We start from the raw sequence: 16,243 nt of genomic DNA, 5'->3' as shown, positions 1-16,243 counted from the left end.
CTAGGCAACGTCGTGGGCTCGGCTCCTGCCTGCGCAATTCGCGGCGGTTCCGACACCACAAACGGGGGAGACTGGAGACCGTCCGGCATCCATATGCTTGCTACCGCGAGACCCGGAGGGACGGGGTCCTTCGACCAGATCCCCGAAAGTAAAACGACACCCCCCGATAGCGCGACGACAACTCCGATACCCGCCGCGATGGTTCTGATCCTCATGTTGCCCCCTCGGTTTCTTCTTCGAGTGCGCGGCGAATCTTCGGCACCGCGAATTCCCTTGGCTCGTGATAGTCGATCATGGTGACGAACCGCCCCGCAGCGTCGAAAAGGAAAACGCTGGCGGTGTGGTTCATCGTATAACCGCCACCCTCGGTCGGCACCCGCTCGAAGCTCCCGCGGAAACCGCGCACGGCTTTCGCGATTTCCTCATCTTTGCCGGTCCAGCCGCGGATCGCCGGATGGAAATAGCCGGCATACTCCGACATCGCATCGACGGTGTCGCGCTCGGGATCGACAGTGATGAAAACCACGGACATCTCGTTTGCCTCGTCCCCCAAATCGTCGAGCCATCCCGAAATGTCCGAGAGCGTGGTCGGGCAGACGTCCGGACAGTAGGTAAAGCCGAAGAACACCATCGTAGGGCGCCCGATCAGCGTTTCCGGCCCGACCTCGTTTCCCTCGTGATCCGTCAGGCTGAAGTCCATGGCGGACAGAGCCAGCGGCCGCTGGCCCATCGGTTCGGGCGCCCCAGGCCCGTCGACTTGCCACCAGCCGACAAAGAGCGCGAAGACTAGCGCCCCGGCACCCGCTGCGCCGTATCCAAGGATCGTCCGTCGCCGCATCAGTCGTTCGGACCTCGCGCAGCGATGCCAAGGATCGGCACCTCGACCGTCACTTCGCCTCCGTCGTCAAAGAGCAGCGTCAACGGATAGGATTCTCCTTCCGTCATCGTCGTCTGCAACAGCATCAGCATCGCGTGCAGACCGCCCGGCTCGAGCGACATGCTTTCGCCTGGCGCGATGGTGATCTCGTCGGCCGGAGCCATGGAACTCACGCCATCGGCATCGGTCTTCGACTCGTGGATTTCGGGCATCATGGCGAGCGGCGTCACGAGACCGATCAGTATCACCGGTGTATCGCCGGTATTTCGGATCGTCATGTAGGCGGCGCCTGGGCGGTTCATGCCGATTGACGCGCGGGACCAAGCGCCTTCGACGACCACGTCCTCGGATCCTGCAAGCGCCGGCGTCAAAGCCCCCGCCCACGACAAAAGCGCTGTCAGCGCACCGCTAGTAATGAAGGTCCTCATCCTGCTCTTCCCATTTCTTGGTTCAGCTTCGCGCCGCTGCGACTTCAGCCGCCACCAGGCTTCGTAGTTCGGCCTCCCCGAACGGGTCGAGTGGCTTGCCGTTCACGAAGAACGTGGGCGTCTGGCGGACGCCCACAGTCTCGACGTCGGCGCGGTCCTGGTTCAGGATCGCCACTACGTCCGGTGCAAGCATCCGCGTGCGCGCGGCCTCGGCATCGAGGCCCGCCGTTGCGGCGATCTCCAGGATGAGTCCCGGCTCAGGCGCTCCATGCGACGCCCATCTCGGCTGTTCCCGCAGTACCGCTTCGAGAACCGGCTCAAAGACGCCCTGCATGCGCGCGGCCTCGAGCACGCGGATCGCTTCCTCGGACGCCGCGCCGTGGAAAGGTGTGTAGCGGATCACGACGCGGACAGCATCCCCACGCTCGGCCATGATGTCCTTCACGATGGGATGAAAGGCGCGACAGGCCTCGCAGGCCGGATCGAAGAATTCGACGATCGTAACGGGCGCCTCCGCAGGCCCGAGGATGGGTGAGTAGGGGCGGATCATCGCGTCCGCGAGTTCCGGAGCAACGGGCTCCACTTCGGCCACGGGACCGGGGCGGTTTGCAAACCAAGTGGCTCCGCCAAAACCGGCGACGCCGAGGGCGAGAACGGACAGGATCAGGCCGCGTCGGTTCATGTTCGTGTGTCCTTAAGTGAAAGGGCCGACAGCGCCCCGATCAGCGCGAAGGCAGCGAGCGCCATCAGCGGGATAGGGATGCCGAAGACCAACTGGTTGTCGTCGGTGCAGGAGGGACCAGCGGCCGTGCAGGGCTGAATGCGCTCGGGGACCAGGCCAGCGTAAAGACCCATATGCCAGAGCGCGACAGCGCCGCCACCGAGCGCAAGCGCGATCCCGTAGCGGCCGGCGCGATGGTCGCGACACCAAAGGCCGAGCCCGAGAATGATGGCCAGCGGGAACATGAAGGCCCGCTGGAACCAGCAGAGCAGGCAGGGCGTCTGCCCCAGCACCTCGCCGATGAAAAGCACGGCTAGCGATGCCGTGAGAGCAATCACCCATGCCAGTCCCAGTGCCGTTTCTCCGGATATTCGGGTCATGTCGGTCAGATCCTCTCTCTCAGATTATCGAGGATCTCTTCGGCGGACGTGCCGTAGGGCCAGGACTCGGCAAAGCCTGCGTCTGGATCGAAGAGGAACAGATGCGACGTATGCCCCATCGTGTAGCCGTCGGGGGCAGAGGCTTCTTCGATGCGTTCAAAGAAGATCGGGAAAGTTTCCGAAGTCTGCGCAATCTGCTCCGGTGTGCCGGTCAGTCCGATGATGCCGGCATCGAACAATGTGACATAGTCGGCAAGTTCCATCGGTTTATCTCGATCGGGGTCGATCGTGATAAAAATCGGTTGCACCTTGGCAGCGTCAGGGCCCAGTCCCGCCATGACGGCCGCGACCTCCGACAGGGTGGTGGGGCAGACGTCGGGACAGTTGGTGAAGCCGAAGAAGATCAGCATCCAGCGCCCCGCGAAATCGTCTTCGGTGCGTACCATGCCCTGATGATCGGTCAGTTCGAACTCCGCGACGAAAGCCGGCTCTGCCTCTGATCGAGAGCTGTCGGCGCGATCGTCGGACCCGAGCAGAAGCCACCCGAGCGCGAGGACTGCAATGCCCACCAATGCCCAGAGAAGTTTTCTTACCGATGCGAGGGACAATCCGGACTGCCTGTCATTGATTCTTGATTGTTTCGGCGTTTACATCCTCTAGCTACTGTAGATTCAAGCCTGATTGTCCGGCTGCGGCGGGAGGTCACGCGTCTGTGAGTCTTGGACTTGCGCTATCAACCCACCAAACCTACAAGGTCTGTAGGTTCTCTTAAGGGAAACATATGCTGACAATCGGCAATCTGGCGAAGAAGACCGGCACCAAGGTGCAGACCATCCGGTACTACGAACAGATCGGGCTCATGCCTGAACCGGGCCGGACGGAGGGCGGGCAACGCCGCTACGGGGATGCCGAACTCGATCGGCTATCGTTCATCCGTCATTCACGGCAACTCGGTTTCTCGCTCGATGCGATCCGGGAGCTCCTCGATCTCAGCGACCATCCGGAAAAGTCCTGCGACGAGGCAGATGCGATCGCCCGCCGGCAACTCCGCCAGGTCGAGCAACGCATGGCGCGCCTGAAGGCACTTCGCACCGAGCTGAAGCGCATGATCCACGAGTGCAGCGGCGGGCGAACGGCGGATTGCCGGGTGCTCGAGGTCCTGCGGGACCATTCGGAGTGCCTGACCGAGCACGACGACATCGGGGCATAAGCTCGGCTGGCACTGGCCCTTGCGTTTGGAACCCTGCAGCGCGGTGGCGGTTCACCTCATGAACGCCAGAGGAACAGATCAAGCATGGCCACGGCAAAGAAGGCGAGGGAGAGACGCACGCTCTGGATCGTTCTGGCGCTCAACATCGGTCTGGCTTTGGCGTTCTTCGCGACCGGCGCGTTCGGCGATTCGAGCGCCCTGATCGCAAACGGCCTCGACAACCTTTCCGACAGCTTCGTCTACGCCATAAGCCTGTTTGCGCTGTCCCGGTCCGGCAGGTGGAAACGCGGCGCCGCCAATGTCTCGGGTGGGTTGCTGATCCTGTTCGCATTGGGCATCCTCTATGATGCGTGGCGGCGCTATGTCGGCGGGTCGGATCCGCTCGGGACAATCATGATCGCCATGGCCCTGATCGCCGCGGCGATCAACGCGATCTGCGTCTGGTTACTCGCCCGACTCCGCGAACCGGACGTCAACATCCGCGCCGCGAACACTTTCAGCTGGAACGACTTCGCCGCGAACCTCGGGATCGTCGTGGCTGGCGGTCTCGTTGCCTGGCTGGGAACGAACTGGCCGGACCTAGTCGTGGGTGTGGTCGTGGCCGGGATCGCGGCATGGGGCGGTGTCGACATTTTGCGCGATGCACACGGCGAACACCACAAAGCCGTTCATGCCGACGACCAGTAGCGATTGATCGCCTTCTGAAAGAGGCTTGAAGCTACAGTTGCTGTAGCCTCTATTTAGACCCTCGCCAGATTCGAGGAGATCCATCTTGCCCGCCGTTGACCCCTTGCTGACAGCCACGCGGCTGCTGGATTTCGAAGCCGGCCCTATTGCTGATCTTGGCCGGTGCGATCAACGCTTGGTTGTTGATCGAAGAAGAGTTCCCCTGTGTCCTTCATTTCGACAGTTGGCGGCTGAAACTCTCCGGCTCCCCAACCATTTTTGCCCGGATCTGTCATGTCCAGTACATGTTGATAATCGTAGGCTGCGGCTTGCGCATCGTCCCTTATTCGAGCTGAGGTTTCGTTCAGGCAATTCAGGTAATCCTCGACCTCGCTAAAATAGCGCCGAAATTCCGCCCGGACCTCAGCACCGGAAAGTCCGGCATCGAGAAGGTGTGCAGCCTCTGGCCTGATGGGCTCGATACACAGTTCTTGGGCCGTCCCAGAAACCGTGAGGGCCGCCACGATGGCCGCCGATAAGATGAGCGGTTTCATCGGCGCCTCCTGCTCCGTTCATTCAGCCCGATCAGGCTTCCCATGATGTTCAAAGCACCAGTCCGCTGCGCCCGCACCATACCGCGCAGATACGCCCCTGCCGAAAGGATGGTGATCCCCGGATCGGCAACCTTGGCATCGGTGATTAGAACACAAAGCATCGCTGCATCCTCCTCCAGAACGTCCATGGCTTCCCCCCAGGCAGATGGGTGGATGCCCAACTCAGGCAGGCGCTTCTGCGCGGCGATCACGAAGGAATGGAAATCCAGCCTGCCGCGCTTTTGTCGCTCGATATCGAGCCACATCTTCATCTCTTCGGAACAAAGGCCATACAGACGATCACAGCCCAGGTTCTGAATGAATGTGGACTTGTGCGCCTCGCCGGCCGCCCCACCTTGCTTTTCTACGCAATGGACGCGGCCGTCAGGCTGCGGCCGATCAATAATCGAGTGCGTGGGCTTGACCACGCTCCGCGTATTGACCGGGTCGTTACAGATTACTTGGTTAGAATCTTGAGTTGTATCTTGTATATGGGACCGCTCGTTTTCGAGCGGTCGATCATGCATTTCATGCAGCAACTGAGACGCCGATATCGTCAGCGCCTCGGCTTCAGCCTCATGGTTCTGAAGCTCTTCGAGCGACATCCGATGAAGCGCCTGGCCTGACGGCCACCCTGCGAACGCCTGCTGGATGCGCTTGACCTCGGCAGTCAGGCCCTGACGCTCGATCAACTCGCACAGGATGCCTTTTAGGTGCCGCTTGTGCGAGCTGCGTTGCCCGCGTAGACGGGCGTGGGTCCTGCGATCGGCCTCGATCACGTCCCGCAGGGACAGAAACTCGTCGACGCGTGCGATCGCCACGCCGAAGAAGACGCCGCAACCGGAGAAGCCGGACCGCGCGCCATTCGCCATCGTCTGCTTCTCGATGAGCCCCGCGCGGACAAGCGCCGCCTCGTGTTGCCGGATGCGGCAAGCCGTGACGCCACGCTTGTGCGCAATCTCGCTCTGGCTGAGGTAACAGCAGGGTTCATCTACGCCGCACTTGAACGCGCTCGGCCTGGTCGACGCGATCATGGTGCGAAAAGTCATCATCGCAGCGGCACCGATGCCAAGGCTGGGCGCAACCGCATCGACAAGCGCGACGAAGCCGTCGCGCTCCATGCCGCGTGGAAGCGTTGGTTTGACGGCCTCGCACCGTCGGACAGGCAAAGCTTGGGGTACATGCATCTATTCGTTCCTCGTTCGTCTGAAGCGAGGCGGCAGCAGGCAAACGTCGACAGGTCGCACAAATGCGTTTCGACTTGTCTGCAAGGTGGGGAAGCTGATAGGCTAAATCATGATTACGGATGATTACGGGCTTGCCGGCCCTGAGTCCCTCAGCCCCCGTGGAAGGTTGCCGCCTTCGCGGGGGTTTTAATTTCTTAAGCCCTTGGTGTTCCTCTCCGTCATGGCCTTCGTTGCCTCATTCTTGCGCCCTTGGCGTACCCGGCATCGGCGATGCCAGCACCTGCGGTGATCAGTAATTCACCTGCTCGTAGCCATAGTTTCCCAGGTAGTCGGTCCAATCGATGAAGACGGCCCTCCGGTAGAGGCTCGGACAGCTCTCGCCCCAACCGGCGAGACCTTCGAATGCGTCCGGTAGTGACGCCACCGAACCGCTGGACCAGCTGAAGTCGCCCTGCACCCCATAGGTGCCCACGCGGACCTTTTCGCTTCGACGGCAGTCGCCATCGCCGCTCTCTCGCTGCCGGGCATACTCGACGTTGTAGACGCGGATGGAGCGGACAAAGTCATACTCGGCCCCGCTGATGTCGACATCGGCCACGCCGTTGTCATCGGTATAATCCGCGATCGGGGACAGCATCTCGTCCCGCTCCGACCTCGGGAGAAGCATCCCCTTAAAAACTGCCGAGAATGGCGGCGAAGCCGAAGGTCTAGGCCTGCCGACCGCCTCATTGAGGAGCGGCAAAGCCCTCTCATCTTTAGGTAGGCGGTAGCCCACGCCCAAGGGGCAATTCCAGATCTGCAGTGGCGGCTCCACCGGCCAGGGCGTGATCCTGCTGATGAAGACAGATCGCGCCTCGTTGCACTCGGTGCTTCCGGGCCAGCCTCCCGCCAGACAGATCAGGATCGCGCAGTCTACTTGGTAAGCTTGCGCAGCGGGAGGTGCCGCCAGGATTAGGCCCGTACAGGTCAGGGCGGTCGCGGCACCACGCTTCATCGCGTGTCCAAAATATAACAAAGCTTCTGGCCCCCCTCAGAACTTAACTCGGCATGTCCCCGCCTGCGCTCCGCTCTCGGGATGGTCACAGCTGGGTGATCATCCTATAGCCGAAGGAGGCAAGGATAGCGCCAAACTTCCAGAGGGAGCGCTATTTGTCAAATGCGCCTGACGCTCTAAAGGCGCGAATCTGCATAATGGGCAAATTTACGTAGTTTGGCGCTTTTTCCAAATTTAGGCTTTAACGTTGAAAAAAGTCGTGATTCAAGGATACGCAGCACCTGTCCAGAAATTCCCAACGACAGGTGTCAGCCAATGTGGAACCCACGCGTGATTACGACTGATGCAGTGCAAAACTTCCTTGAGAAGGGTGGCAAGCTCGACTACCGCCCAATTCACACACCAAAAGGATGGAACTGGGAGCTCTGGGCTGTTCAGACGAACGGCGCGGCCAGCCCGGTCATATCCTCGAAGACTGGCGAAGCCCGCGTATTCAAGTCTTCCGACGCGCTGGTCAGCTTCCACATGCGCATCTTCCCTGACGCCGAAGGCGTCTGGGTTCCTGCCCCGAAATCTGGACAAGACGAAGACACCGAGTGATCGCCTCGGCGCTGCGCGCTGGCTGATCCTCCGAGCGCTCTGCAGTTCCCTCCTCTCCCTCTCGATCCTTTCAGCATTCACCGTCGGCTCACCGCGCCTCGCGCAGGCTGAGCCCATGAATGCCACCGCGTTCCGGGCCGTCGCTGAAAACTGCGCGCCCGGTGTCGCCCCCCCCATCATGGAAAAACTCGTCGCCGCCGAGAGTGGCTTCAACCCGTTCGCCATCGGCGTGAACGGTCCGGATCGTGCATCCTATGCGCCGCGCTCCGCCGAGGAAGCCGCGCGGATCGCCAGCCGCTTGATCGCCGAGGGCAAGTCCATCGACATGGGCCTTGGGCAGATCAACAGCGCCAACCTGTCCTGGCTCGGGCTGACGCCTGCCACGGTGTTCGATGCCTGCCGCAATCTGACGGCTGCGGAAACCGTGCTGCGCGACGGCTATGACCGGGCGCGCGATGCCGGAGCCGACCAGACACAGGCCCTGCACCAGGCACTTTCCTCCTACAACACCGGCTCTTTCACGCGTGGTTTCCACAACGGCTATGTGGCCCGCGTGCTGGGAGAGGGGTCCGTGACCGCCCCCTCAATAGAAAAGCGGTCACCCTCCCTGAGTGACGACAAGGACAGCGCGAAACGATGGGACGTGTTCGGCGCGGCCACCGGATCGAACGCCTTGGTTTTCCAATAGAAGGACGCAACCATGAAGACCTTTCTGACCCGCTACCGGAGCATCGGCGCCCCGATGTTCCTGGCTGCGGTCCTGACCGCAGCGGCGCAGCCCGCCGCTGCCGCAGGCTTCACCGACTTTCTGAACAACATCCTCGACGAGTTCGAAAGCGCCAAGCAGCCCATTGCCCTGATCGCGCTCATGTTCATCGGCGCGGGCTGGCTCTTCAACTTCGTCGACCTGCGCCGCGCCGCCTGGGCTGTTGGCGGCGTCGTCCTGATCTACGCCTCCTCCGAGGTGCTGAGCATGATCACCGGCTGACCGGCAGGGAGGGCCCAGAATGAACAATGCAATGGAAAAGGTGAAGATGAACGAGGACGTGCTGTTCCTCGCCCTTACGCGCCCGGCGATGATCTTCGGCATCCCCGTCGAAGCCTTCGCCATGTGCTGCGGCATCGGCGGTCTGGCGATGATCGCCGCGGACTCGATCTTCTACCTGCCCATTGCGATCCCCCTTCTCGGCATCTCTCGCCTGATCGTCGAGCGCGATCAGAACGCTTTCCAAATCCTGTTTCGCTGGCTGGACACAAATGCCCGGTGCCGGAACCGGAGCCTTTGGGGGGGATCATCGACATCCCCCCTGCGTCTCCGCCGCCTCTACAAGATTGAGGAGATCGACTGATGGGTCTGCTGGACAAGATCAAAACGGAGAACACGGCAGACCGCTACCTTCCCTTCATCCGCCATTCGGACGCGCACACGATCATCACGCGCAACCGGGGTGCCTTCCAGATGCTGAAGCTTGAAGGCGTCTCTTTCCGCACGGCGGATACCCAGCTCATCAACACGCTGCACAACCAGCTCAGCCATGCCCTGCGCAACATCGCCGACGACACCGTCATGGCCTATGTCCATGTGGTCCGGACCACCGATGACGACTATCCGTCAGGTACCTTTGTCACCGACCTGGCCCGCTGGATCGACGAAAGCTATCGCAGTCGCATCGAGGCAAAACGCCTGTTCCGGAACGATCTGTATCTGACCGTCTACATGCAGCCCCGCAGCCTGCCCGGCGGTCGGTTGGCGAAAGGCGTCCGTCGTGCCCGCGCCAGCCAGATCGAGGTGGACCAGGATCTTCTGGACGATCTCGACGACAAAACCACGCAGCTGACCCGCAGCCTCAGCCGCTTCCGGCCCCGAAAGCTCTCGATCATCAGGGACCACCGCGACCTGCTGATCTCCGAGCCCGCCAGTGTCCTGAAGCAATTGATCTCTGGCCGGTATGAGCCGGTCCCTCTGGTTCACGGGACCATCGGCAACGCGATCTACACCGACCGGGTGATCTTCGGGCGCGAAGCGCTGGAAATCCGCCATGCCGCCGCCAGCACCTATGGCGCGATGTTCGGCATCAAGGAATACCACGCTCGCACGCGCCCGAACATGTTCGACAACCTGCTGACGGCCCCCTTCCGTTTCGTCCTGACGCAATCCTTCCGCTGCACGGCCAAGAACGAGGCCATGCGCCAGATGACCCTCAAGGAAGGGCGGCTGCGTAACGCCAATGACCCCGCCGTGTCCCAGGCGGACGGGCTGCGAGACGCCCGCGACGATCTGATGTCGGGCGAGTTCGTGATGGGCGAGCATAACCTGTCGCTGACTGTCCTGACCGATGACGCCAAGGAGCTGAAAGCCCGCGCCGCCGATGCGCATAACCTCTTGTCGGAATCCGGGGCTGTCGTCGCCCGCGAGGACATGGGACTTGAGCCGCAATTCTGGGCGCAGATTCCCGGCAACCACGCGCACCGGGCGCGGGTCGCGATGGTGACCAGCCGTAACTACACGGCCATGTCGCCGCTGCACAATTACCCGACCGGCCACCGGCACGGCAACGAATGGGGCGATGCCGTCAGCAAGCTCCAGACCAGCGCGGGGAGCCCCTTCTACTTCAATTTCCATGTCGGCGATCTCGGCCACACCTTCATCTGCGGCCCCTCCGGCTCCGGCAAGACTGTGGTGCAGACCTTCCTGCTGTCGCAGCTGGAAAAGTTCGGGACCAAGCGCGTCCTCTTCGACAAGGATTACGGGGCTGAAATCTTCGTCCGCGCCTCAGGCGGCTCCTATCTCGATTTCCAGTCTGGTCGTCCGACCGGCTGCGCGCCGTTCATGGCAATCGATCTCGATGCGGACGGCCAAGCCTTCATGGTCGAGCTGGTCAAATCCATGCTGGGTGGCGAGCGCGCCACCTTCTCGGCCGAGGACATCCGGCGGATCGAGATGGCCGTCACGGGCCTGTCCAACCTGCCGCGCAATGGCCGCACCGTCTCTGCCCTGCGCGAGTTGCTGGGCTTCGGCGGTGGCGCGGAGGACATCGGAAACCGGCTGGATCGCTGGCTCAGCAACGAACGGCTCGGCTGGGTCTTCGACAATTCCGAAGACACTATCGCCTTCGATGCCGACCTGGTGGGCTTCGACATCACGGCCTTCCTCGACGATCCGGAAATCCGCGACCCGATCATGATGTATCTCATGCGCCGGGTCGAAACCCTGATCACCGGCCAGCGCATCGCGATCTTCATCGACGAGTTCTGGAAGGCCCTGTCGGACCCCTACTTCTCGGACTTCGTGAAGAACAAGCTCAAGGTCATCCGCAAGCAGAACGGCATCATCGTCGCCGGGACGCAGTCGGCCTCCGACGTGGTGAACAGCCCCATTGCCCGCACCATCATCGAGCAATGCGCCAGCCAGATCTTCTTCGGCTCCGACCGCGCCAGCCGCAAGGACCTGGTGGACGAGTTCGGTCTGTCCGAACGCGAATTCCAGATCGTGCGCGACGAGCTGCCCCTCGGCCATTTCCTGATCAAGCAGGCGCAGAACTCGGTGGTCTGTGACCTCGATCTGTCCGGCCTCGACGACGTGCTGACAGTCCTTTCGGGCCGCACTTCCACCAACGCAATCATGCACACGCTGATGCAAGACCACCCGGCCCCGAAAGACTGGCTCCCCCGCCTGTTCCAGAAAAGGAAGGACCTCCGATGACAAGGCTTCTCATGCCCGCCGCTGCGCTGGCGCTGTCCCTTTCCACCACGGCTCATGCCCAAGGCGTGCCCGTGGTCGATACGGCGGCCATCGCCAACGCCAAAGCCGAGTTCGTCAAGGAAATCGCCCAGATGGTTGAAGAGCTGGAACAGGCCAAGGCGCTCTATGCCTCGATCAACGGTCTGACGGACATGGATTCCATCGTCAGCGCCCTGAACTCGCCCGATGTTCGCGAACTTCTCGGGGCGGATGCCATGCAGATCGCCAGCGACTTCGACATTGATCTCGATGACTTGGGCGATCTGGCGGGCAAGGCGCAGGACGCGGCCGACTTCTCCGCGCTGGATGGGGCCAATATCGACGCCGACGATTTCTACCAGAGCGAACTGGACCGCATCCGCAACCAGTCGGCCCGCGACACCGCTGTCGGGGATCGGATCGTGTCGCTCTCCGATGACCGGCTGGCGGGGCTTGAGCAGTTGCGCAGCAAGATCGGCTCCGTCTCCACCCAGAAGGAGGTGGACGCCCTGAACGCCCGGATCGCGGTGGAACAGGCCATGCTCCAGAACGACACCAACCGCATTCAGGGCCTCGCCATGCTCCAGCAGGCCCAGGCCAAGGTCGAAGAGCAGCGCCAGACCGAAGTCGCCGCACAGCGCCGCGCCAAGGAAAGCGCGGCCTTCACCAGCATCTACGGCGACGACAGCTTCTGAGGAGACACCATGCACCTGCCCCTTCCCCTGATCATCAGCCTTGCGGCTTCTGCGTTTCTCGCGGGCTGCAAGGAAGAGGCCGAGAACCACACGGTCGACTACTTCACGGCCAATCCCGCCGAGCGGGCCGCAATGCTGGAAACCTGCGAGCTGTCCGACCGCGCGATGGATGACGCCAACTGCGTGAACGCCCGCAAGGCCGCCCAGAAGACCCAGACGCAGAAGGACCGTGAAGGTTCGGACCGTCTCTTCGGAGACCCGTCCTTCAACTGACCATCGCCGCCACCCGGAAAGGGCCGTCCCATGCTGCAAGCGCTCTACGACAATTTTGCTGACAGTCTCACCGACAAGATGAACGACATCAGCAGCACCATCTCTTCCGAGCTGACTGCACCGCTGACGGCGGCCTTGACGATCTACCTGTTTCTCTATGGCTGGGCGATCATTCGTGGCTCCATCCACGAGCCGCTGATGGACTTCACCCTCCGCGGCGTGAAGCTGGCGATCATCTGGACCCTCGTGTCCAGCGCCGGCGATTACTCGTCCTGGGTCGGGGACACGATCCTCAACGGCATCCCTGATTTCGTGGAAACGCTGACCGGCGGGTCGACCGACCTGCCCTCCGATCCCGTCATGGCGATGGCGGGCCGGATCAGCGCCGAGGTGCAGGACCAGTACGGCTCGGGCATCGCGGGCTCGATTTATGGCTATGTCCTGTCGATCGTCGTGATCATCGCCGCCGTGCCCTTTGCCGCGATTGCCTTCGTGATCAGCCTTCTGGTCCATTTCGGGCTAGCGCTCATGGCGGCAATCGGCCCGCTCTTCGTCGCCTTCGCCCTCTTTGATGTCACGCGCGGCTGGTTCTTTGCCTGGCTGGGTCAGGCCCTGAATTTTGCCCTGCTGAAGCTTCTGGTCATCGTCCTCATGCTGGTGGTCACCTCCTTCATCGGCGACGTCTATTCGAGCTTCAGCATCGAGGACGGCGCGGCGGCAGTCTCTGCATTCCTAGTCGCAATGGCCTGCGGCACGATCTTCTTCTTCCTGCTTCCCTCCATCGCGGCGGCGTTGAGCGCCGGCGCCGGTACTTCGACCGGCGCCGTACAGCGCTTCGTGGAGCGGAAGCTTCTGGGAAATGCGGCACCCCGACAGGGAGGCAGCACGCCCCAGTCCGGCGGCTCCGCGACACGACAGAGCTGAGGCGGACAAATCCACCTCGTCCACGATTAGACTCCAAGGTTACGCGATGAAGAAACTTGTCCTCCTGATGGCCGTCCTCAGCATTTCGGCCTGCGCCACGACGACGCCCCTGCCCGATGTGAAAGGCTCGGTCGTCCGGCCCCTGAACCCGACCAAATGGGACTATCAGGCCGCTGTCCTCGAAAAGCAGAAGGAGATCGGCGTCACGCCCCAGATCGCGGACACGCGTGAGGGGGACGACGCATGACGGCATCGCAGGACAAGGACCTTGCCGCCTATCTGAAGGAGGCCCGCAGCTTCGATTATGACAGCCGCCTCGCCGCCGAACGCTCCAAGCGGACGGCCTGGATCATCGCCGGGGCCGCCAGCGTCATGGCGCTGACCAGCGTGGCCGCTGTCGGCTTCATGGCCCCGCTCAAGGAAGTGGTGCCCTTCGTCATTCGCGTCGATCAGGCCAGCGGTGTGCCCGAAGTCATGACCCGGCTGAGCGACGGCGAAACGACCTATGACGAGGCCGTCACCCGTTATTTCCTGGCCCGCTATGTCCGTGAACGCGAAGGCTACACCTATGCCGAGCGGGAAGCGATCTTCCACGAGGTGACGCTTATGTCCTCGCCAGAGGAACAGGCGCGCTTCTCGACCTATTACAACGGCTCCAACCCCAAGAGCCCGCAATACGCCTATGGCACCGACACCAAGGCCGAGATCAAGATCCGCTCGATCTCCTTCCTGAACGACGGGCTGGCACAGGTCCGGTTCTACAAGACCGAGATCAACGAACGCGAAAACCTGACGACGCAAAGCCTCTGGGTCTCGACCATCGGCTTTGACTTCGACGCCGATGCGGAGATCAGCACCGAGGATCGCACGATCAATCCTCTTGGCTTCATCGTCAGCACCTATCGGGCCGACCCGGAGGTGACGGAATGATCCTGCGTGCAGCCCTCATAACCTGTCTGGCGCTCAGCGCCGCTGCGCCTGCCTTGGCGCTCGACATCCCGAACCCTTCGCGCTCCGACAGCCGCGTTCGGTCCGTCAGCTACAACGAATGGGACGTGGTCCGTGTCGTCGGCACCCTGCGGACCTCCGTGCAGGTTGTCTTTGCCCAGACCGAGGAAATCATCGACGTGGGCAGCGGTGACACCGTCGCCTGGGAGATCGTACCACGCGGCAACATCCTCTATCTCAAGCCACGCGAGACCAACCCACCGACCAACCTCCAGATCGCGACCATGCGCGAGGACGGCACCACCCGGACCTATTCCTTCGAGCTGATCGTCCGGGACGGCGCGATCACCAACAACTCCAAGGACGTCTACTTCCAGATCAGGTTCGCCTACCCAACCGACGAGGCCAACCGCCGCCGAACTGAGGCCGCAGACCAGAAAGCACGGGCGCAGGAAGAGGCCGCCAAGGCACGGCTGGCCGAATCCGTGGCAACTTCTGGCTCGAAGAACTGGCGCTATCTGGTCGCCGGATCGCATGACCTCCAGCCCTCGCAGGCCTACGACAACGGGGAAATGACGGTTCTGTCCTTCTCGCGGATGAACCGGATGCCCTCAGTCTTTGTGGTGGACAGCACCGGCACCGAGCGCATGGCGAACACCACCGTCCGCAAGAACCAGATCATCGTGCATGACGTGGCCCCCGAGATGCGCCTGCGCCTCGGGAACCAGGTCACCGCAATCTACAACATGGGGCTGGGATCTTCCTCTGGTGGCTACACCGGCACCGGCACCACCAGCCGCACCGTGCAGCGCGAAATCATCGGACAGTGATCATGACGACTGAAGAGCAAGCACCGCAGGACGGCGCACCCGAACCCATGGACAACGGCATCGAGGGCGAGCGCGGCATCTCCTCGATCACCAGCGCGAAATCCGCCGGGCTGAACGAGAAGAACAAGAAATTCCTCGTGGCCGCTGGCCTCGTCTTTCTCGGCACGATGGCCTTCCTCCAATGGCCTTCCGACGAAGAGCCTGCACCGCCCGAAGAAACCGAGCGCCAGCAGACCACGATCCGGCCAGGGCAGAACTTCGAACCTGCGGAACTCCCCCAAGAACAGGAGCAGCAGGCCCAGCCAGAGGTGGCAGACCCCGACCCCGAAACCCCGGTCGGCCCGATAGAGCGCGTGCGCCGGGAAGAACAACTGGCTCCGGCGGAACCGAGCGAGGCCGAACAGCTTTACGAGTCCTCGAAGCGCGCGCCCGTCATGGCCTATCAGGGCAACCTGACGGGCCTTGCCGGATCGGCGGCTCAGGCAGGCACCGATGCCGGGGCCAATCTCTTTGGCGGCTCGGCCGAGGGCGCGGGCGGCAAGCTGACGGGACTGGCGGCCGAGCTCGTCACCAGCGACCGGCAATCGGAAAAGGCCACCGTTCTCGCCCATCCGAACCTGACCGTGACGCAGGGCACGACGATCCCCTGTTCGCTCGACACGGCGATGGATTCCACGGCCCCCGGCATGGTCCGCTGCACCGTGACCGACGATGTCTATTCGACCACGGGCGCGGTGATCCTGCTGGATCGCGGCACCCGTATCGTCGGCGAGTACAAGGGCGGGATGCAGCGAGGCCGCAAGCGCCTCTTCGTGATCTGGACCCGTGCCGAAACACCGAACGGCGTGATCGTGAACCTGGGCTCGCCGGGTGCCGATGCCCTTGGTCGTACCGGTTTCGATGGCGACATCGATACCCAGTTCTGGACCCGCTTCGGCGGCACGATGATGCTGTCGATCATCGACGATGCCCTGATCGTCGCCACCACCTCCGGCGACGGCGATGATGACTCCTATGAAAACTCCCGCGCGGCGGCGCGCAGCCTCGCCCAGACGGAACTGGAAAATACCATCGACGTGCCCGTGATCCTGCGGAAGAACCAGGGCGAAGAGGTCTCGGTCATGGTGGCACGCGATCTCGATTTCTCCGGCGTTTACCGGCTGAAATGATGCATATGCCCATCCTGCCGCAAGACA

22 protein-coding genes are annotated in these 16,243 nt (G+C 62.3%); 14 read left to right on the top strand and 8 right to left on the bottom strand.

Annotated features, from left to right (window positions below; translation table 11 throughout):
• Positions 1-211 precede the first annotated feature (211 nt).
• From LC066_RS19290 to LC066_RS19270, 5 genes are read right to left on the bottom strand one after another with little or no spacing between them, the layout of a single operon-like run.
• Positions 212-838, bottom strand: coding sequence for an SCO family protein (locus LC066_RS19290; protein WP_224902560.1), 627 nt, complete (start codon positions 836-838; stop codon positions 212-214).
• Positions 838-1,305, bottom strand: a complete 468-nt coding sequence (locus LC066_RS19285; RefSeq protein ID WP_224902557.1) for a copper chaperone PCu(A)C — start codon at positions 1,303-1,305, stop codon at positions 838-840. Before LC066_RS19285 ends, LC066_RS19290 begins: the two co-directional genes overlap by 1 nt.
• A 22-nt stretch (positions 1,306-1,327) precedes the next feature.
• Complete coding sequence (locus LC066_RS19280) at positions 1,328-1,987, bottom strand: DsbA family protein (protein WP_224902554.1); 660 nt, start codon at positions 1,985-1,987, stop codon at positions 1,328-1,330.
• Positions 1,984-2,406 (bottom strand): disulfide bond formation protein B, encoded by a 423-nt coding sequence (locus LC066_RS19275; protein ID WP_224902550.1) that lies wholly within the window; start codon positions 2,404-2,406, stop codon positions 1,984-1,986. Before LC066_RS19275 ends, LC066_RS19280 begins: the two co-directional genes overlap by 4 nt.
• A gap of 5 nt (positions 2,407-2,411) precedes the next feature.
• Positions 2,412-2,978 carry an SCO family protein gene (locus tag LC066_RS19270; protein ID WP_224902547.1) on the bottom strand — a complete coding sequence of 189 codons (567 nt, stop codon included), beginning with the start codon at positions 2,976-2,978 and terminating at the stop codon, positions 2,412-2,414.
• Between the two features lie 209 nt (positions 2,979-3,187).
• Between LC066_RS19270 and LC066_RS19265 the strand changes: the two genes are divergently transcribed.
• Positions 3,188-3,616, top strand: a complete 429-nt coding sequence (locus tag LC066_RS19265; RefSeq protein ID WP_224902544.1) for a MerR family transcriptional regulator — start codon at positions 3,188-3,190, stop codon at positions 3,614-3,616.
• Between the two features lie 84 nt (positions 3,617-3,700).
• Complete coding sequence (locus tag LC066_RS19260; RefSeq protein ID WP_224902541.1) at positions 3,701-4,303, top strand: cation transporter; 603 nt, start codon at positions 3,701-3,703, stop codon at positions 4,301-4,303.
• Between the two features lie 143 nt (positions 4,304-4,446).
• Here LC066_RS19260 and LC066_RS19255 read toward each other — a convergent pair whose 3' ends face one another.
• From LC066_RS19255 to LC066_RS19245, 3 genes are all read right to left on the bottom strand, one after another.
• The gene (locus LC066_RS19255; protein WP_224902532.1) at positions 4,447-4,836 is read right to left on the bottom strand and encodes a hypothetical protein; all 390 of its coding nucleotides are present in this window, start codon (positions 4,834-4,836) and stop codon (positions 4,447-4,449) included.
• The gene (repC, locus tag LC066_RS19250; protein WP_224902529.1) at positions 4,833-5,996 is read right to left on the bottom strand and encodes a replication initiation protein RepC; all 1,164 of its coding nucleotides are present in this window, start codon (positions 5,994-5,996) and stop codon (positions 4,833-4,835) included. The genes LC066_RS19255 and repC overlap by 4 nt, the downstream gene beginning before the upstream one ends.
• A 355-nt stretch (positions 5,997-6,351) precedes the next feature.
• A complete protein-coding gene (locus tag LC066_RS19245; RefSeq protein WP_224902526.1) occupies positions 6,352-6,729 on the bottom strand; it encodes a hypothetical protein in 378 nt (125 codons plus the stop codon).
• Between the two features lie 543 nt (positions 6,730-7,272).
• Here LC066_RS19245 and LC066_RS19240 point away from each other — a divergent pair.
• From LC066_RS19240 to virB10, 12 genes are all read left to right on the top strand, one after another.
• Positions 7,273-7,656 carry a hypothetical protein gene (locus LC066_RS19240; RefSeq protein WP_224902523.1) on the top strand — a complete coding sequence of 128 codons (384 nt, stop codon included), beginning with the start codon at positions 7,273-7,275 and terminating at the stop codon, positions 7,654-7,656.
• Between the two features lie 115 nt (positions 7,657-7,771).
• Complete coding sequence (locus LC066_RS19235; protein ID WP_224902521.1) at positions 7,772-8,344, top strand: lytic transglycosylase domain-containing protein; 573 nt, start codon at positions 7,772-7,774, stop codon at positions 8,342-8,344.
• A gap of 12 nt (positions 8,345-8,356) precedes the next feature.
• Positions 8,357-8,644, top strand: a complete 288-nt coding sequence (locus LC066_RS19230; RefSeq protein ID WP_066013901.1) for a TrbC/VirB2 family protein — start codon at positions 8,357-8,359, stop codon at positions 8,642-8,644.
• A gap of 31 nt (positions 8,645-8,675) precedes the next feature.
• Positions 8,676-9,005, top strand: coding sequence for a type IV secretion system protein VirB3 (locus LC066_RS19225; protein WP_224902519.1), 330 nt, complete (start codon positions 8,676-8,678; stop codon positions 9,003-9,005).
• Entirely contained in the window at positions 9,005-11,359 is a 2,355-nt protein-coding gene (locus LC066_RS19220) for a VirB4 family type IV secretion/conjugal transfer ATPase (RefSeq protein WP_224902517.1), read from the top strand. The genes LC066_RS19225 and LC066_RS19220 overlap by 1 nt, the downstream gene beginning before the upstream one ends.
• The gene (locus LC066_RS19215; RefSeq protein ID WP_224902515.1) at positions 11,356-12,072 is read left to right on the top strand and encodes a type IV secretion system protein; all 717 of its coding nucleotides are present in this window, start codon (positions 11,356-11,358) and stop codon (positions 12,070-12,072) included. Before LC066_RS19220 ends, LC066_RS19215 begins: the two co-directional genes overlap by 4 nt.
• A 9-nt stretch (positions 12,073-12,081) precedes the next feature.
• Entirely contained in the window at positions 12,082-12,345 is a 264-nt protein-coding gene (locus tag LC066_RS19210; protein ID WP_211785606.1) for an EexN family lipoprotein, read from the top strand.
• 30 nt (positions 12,346-12,375) lie between these two features.
• The gene (locus LC066_RS19205; RefSeq protein ID WP_224902514.1) at positions 12,376-13,269 is read left to right on the top strand and encodes a type IV secretion system protein; all 894 of its coding nucleotides are present in this window, start codon (positions 12,376-12,378) and stop codon (positions 13,267-13,269) included.
• A 46-nt stretch (positions 13,270-13,315) separates the two neighbouring features.
• Complete coding sequence (locus tag LC066_RS19200; protein ID WP_074838741.1) at positions 13,316-13,516, top strand: hypothetical protein; 201 nt, start codon at positions 13,316-13,318, stop codon at positions 13,514-13,516.
• Entirely contained in the window at positions 13,513-14,199 is a 687-nt protein-coding gene (locus tag LC066_RS19195) for a virB8 family protein (RefSeq protein ID WP_224902512.1), read from the top strand. The genes LC066_RS19200 and LC066_RS19195 overlap by 4 nt, the downstream gene beginning before the upstream one ends.
• Positions 14,196-15,047, top strand: a complete 852-nt coding sequence (gene virB9 / locus LC066_RS19190) for a P-type conjugative transfer protein VirB9 (RefSeq protein ID WP_224902510.1) — start codon at positions 14,196-14,198, stop codon at positions 15,045-15,047. The genes LC066_RS19195 and virB9 overlap by 4 nt, the downstream gene beginning before the upstream one ends.
• A gap of 2 nt (positions 15,048-15,049) precedes the next feature.
• Positions 15,050-16,216 (top strand): type IV secretion system protein VirB10, encoded by a 1,167-nt coding sequence (virB10, locus tag LC066_RS19185; protein WP_224902507.1) that lies wholly within the window; start codon positions 15,050-15,052, stop codon positions 16,214-16,216.
• The last annotated feature ends 27 nt before the right edge of the window (positions 16,217-16,243 follow it).

This window comes from Pseudooceanicola marinus, from assembly GCF_020177265.1.
In the GTDB taxonomy this organism is placed as follows: Bacteria; Pseudomonadota; Alphaproteobacteria; order Rhodobacterales; family Rhodobacteraceae; genus Pseudooceanicola; species Pseudooceanicola marinus_A.
This window is presented reverse-complemented; position numbering and strand designations above follow the sequence as displayed.

Coding starts and splice junctions, on each gene's coding strand:
- LC066_RS19215 (WP_224902515.1), top strand. CDS start 11,356: ATGACAAGGCTTCTCATGCCCGCCGCTGCGCTGGCGCTGTCCCTTTCC.
- LC066_RS19205 (WP_224902514.1), top strand. CDS start 12,376: ATGCTGCAAGCGCTCTACGACAATTTTGCTGACAGTCTCACCGACAAG.
- LC066_RS19230 (WP_066013901.1), top strand. CDS start 8,357: ATGAAGACCTTTCTGACCCGCTACCGGAGCATCGGCGCCCCGATGTTC.
- LC066_RS19275 (WP_224902550.1), bottom strand. CDS start 2,406: ATGACCCGAATATCCGGAGAAACGGCACTGGGACTGGCATGGGTGATT.
- virB10 (WP_224902507.1), top strand. CDS start 15,050: ATGACGACTGAAGAGCAAGCACCGCAGGACGGCGCACCCGAACCCATG.
- repC (WP_224902529.1), bottom strand. CDS start 5,996: ATGGAGCGCGACGGCTTCGTCGCGCTTGTCGATGCGGTTGCGCCCAGC.
- LC066_RS19200 (WP_074838741.1), top strand. CDS start 13,316: ATGAAGAAACTTGTCCTCCTGATGGCCGTCCTCAGCATTTCGGCCTGC.
- LC066_RS19210 (WP_211785606.1), top strand. CDS start 12,082: ATGCACCTGCCCCTTCCCCTGATCATCAGCCTTGCGGCTTCTGCGTTT.
- LC066_RS19260 (WP_224902541.1), top strand. CDS start 3,701: ATGGCCACGGCAAAGAAGGCGAGGGAGAGACGCACGCTCTGGATCGTT.
- LC066_RS19195 (WP_224902512.1), top strand. CDS start 13,513: ATGACGGCATCGCAGGACAAGGACCTTGCCGCCTATCTGAAGGAGGCC.
- LC066_RS19285 (WP_224902557.1), bottom strand. CDS start 1,305: ATGAGGACCTTCATTACTAGCGGTGCGCTGACAGCGCTTTTGTCGTGG.
- virB9 (WP_224902510.1), top strand. CDS start 14,196: ATGATCCTGCGTGCAGCCCTCATAACCTGTCTGGCGCTCAGCGCCGCT.
- LC066_RS19265 (WP_224902544.1), top strand. CDS start 3,188: ATGCTGACAATCGGCAATCTGGCGAAGAAGACCGGCACCAAGGTGCAG.
- LC066_RS19290 (WP_224902560.1), bottom strand. CDS start 838: ATGCGGCGACGGACGATCCTTGGATACGGCGCAGCGGGTGCCGGGGCG.
- LC066_RS19220 (WP_224902517.1), top strand. CDS start 9,005: ATGGGTCTGCTGGACAAGATCAAAACGGAGAACACGGCAGACCGCTAC.
- LC066_RS19280 (WP_224902554.1), bottom strand. CDS start 1,987: ATGAACCGACGCGGCCTGATCCTGTCCGTTCTCGCCCTCGGCGTCGCC.
- LC066_RS19225 (WP_224902519.1), top strand. CDS start 8,676: ATGGAAAAGGTGAAGATGAACGAGGACGTGCTGTTCCTCGCCCTTACG.
- LC066_RS19235 (WP_224902521.1), top strand. CDS start 7,772: ATGAATGCCACCGCGTTCCGGGCCGTCGCTGAAAACTGCGCGCCCGGT.
- LC066_RS19245 (WP_224902526.1), bottom strand. CDS start 6,729: ATGCTTCTCCCGAGGTCGGAGCGGGACGAGATGCTGTCCCCGATCGCG.
- LC066_RS19255 (WP_224902532.1), bottom strand. CDS start 4,836: ATGAAACCGCTCATCTTATCGGCGGCCATCGTGGCGGCCCTCACGGTT.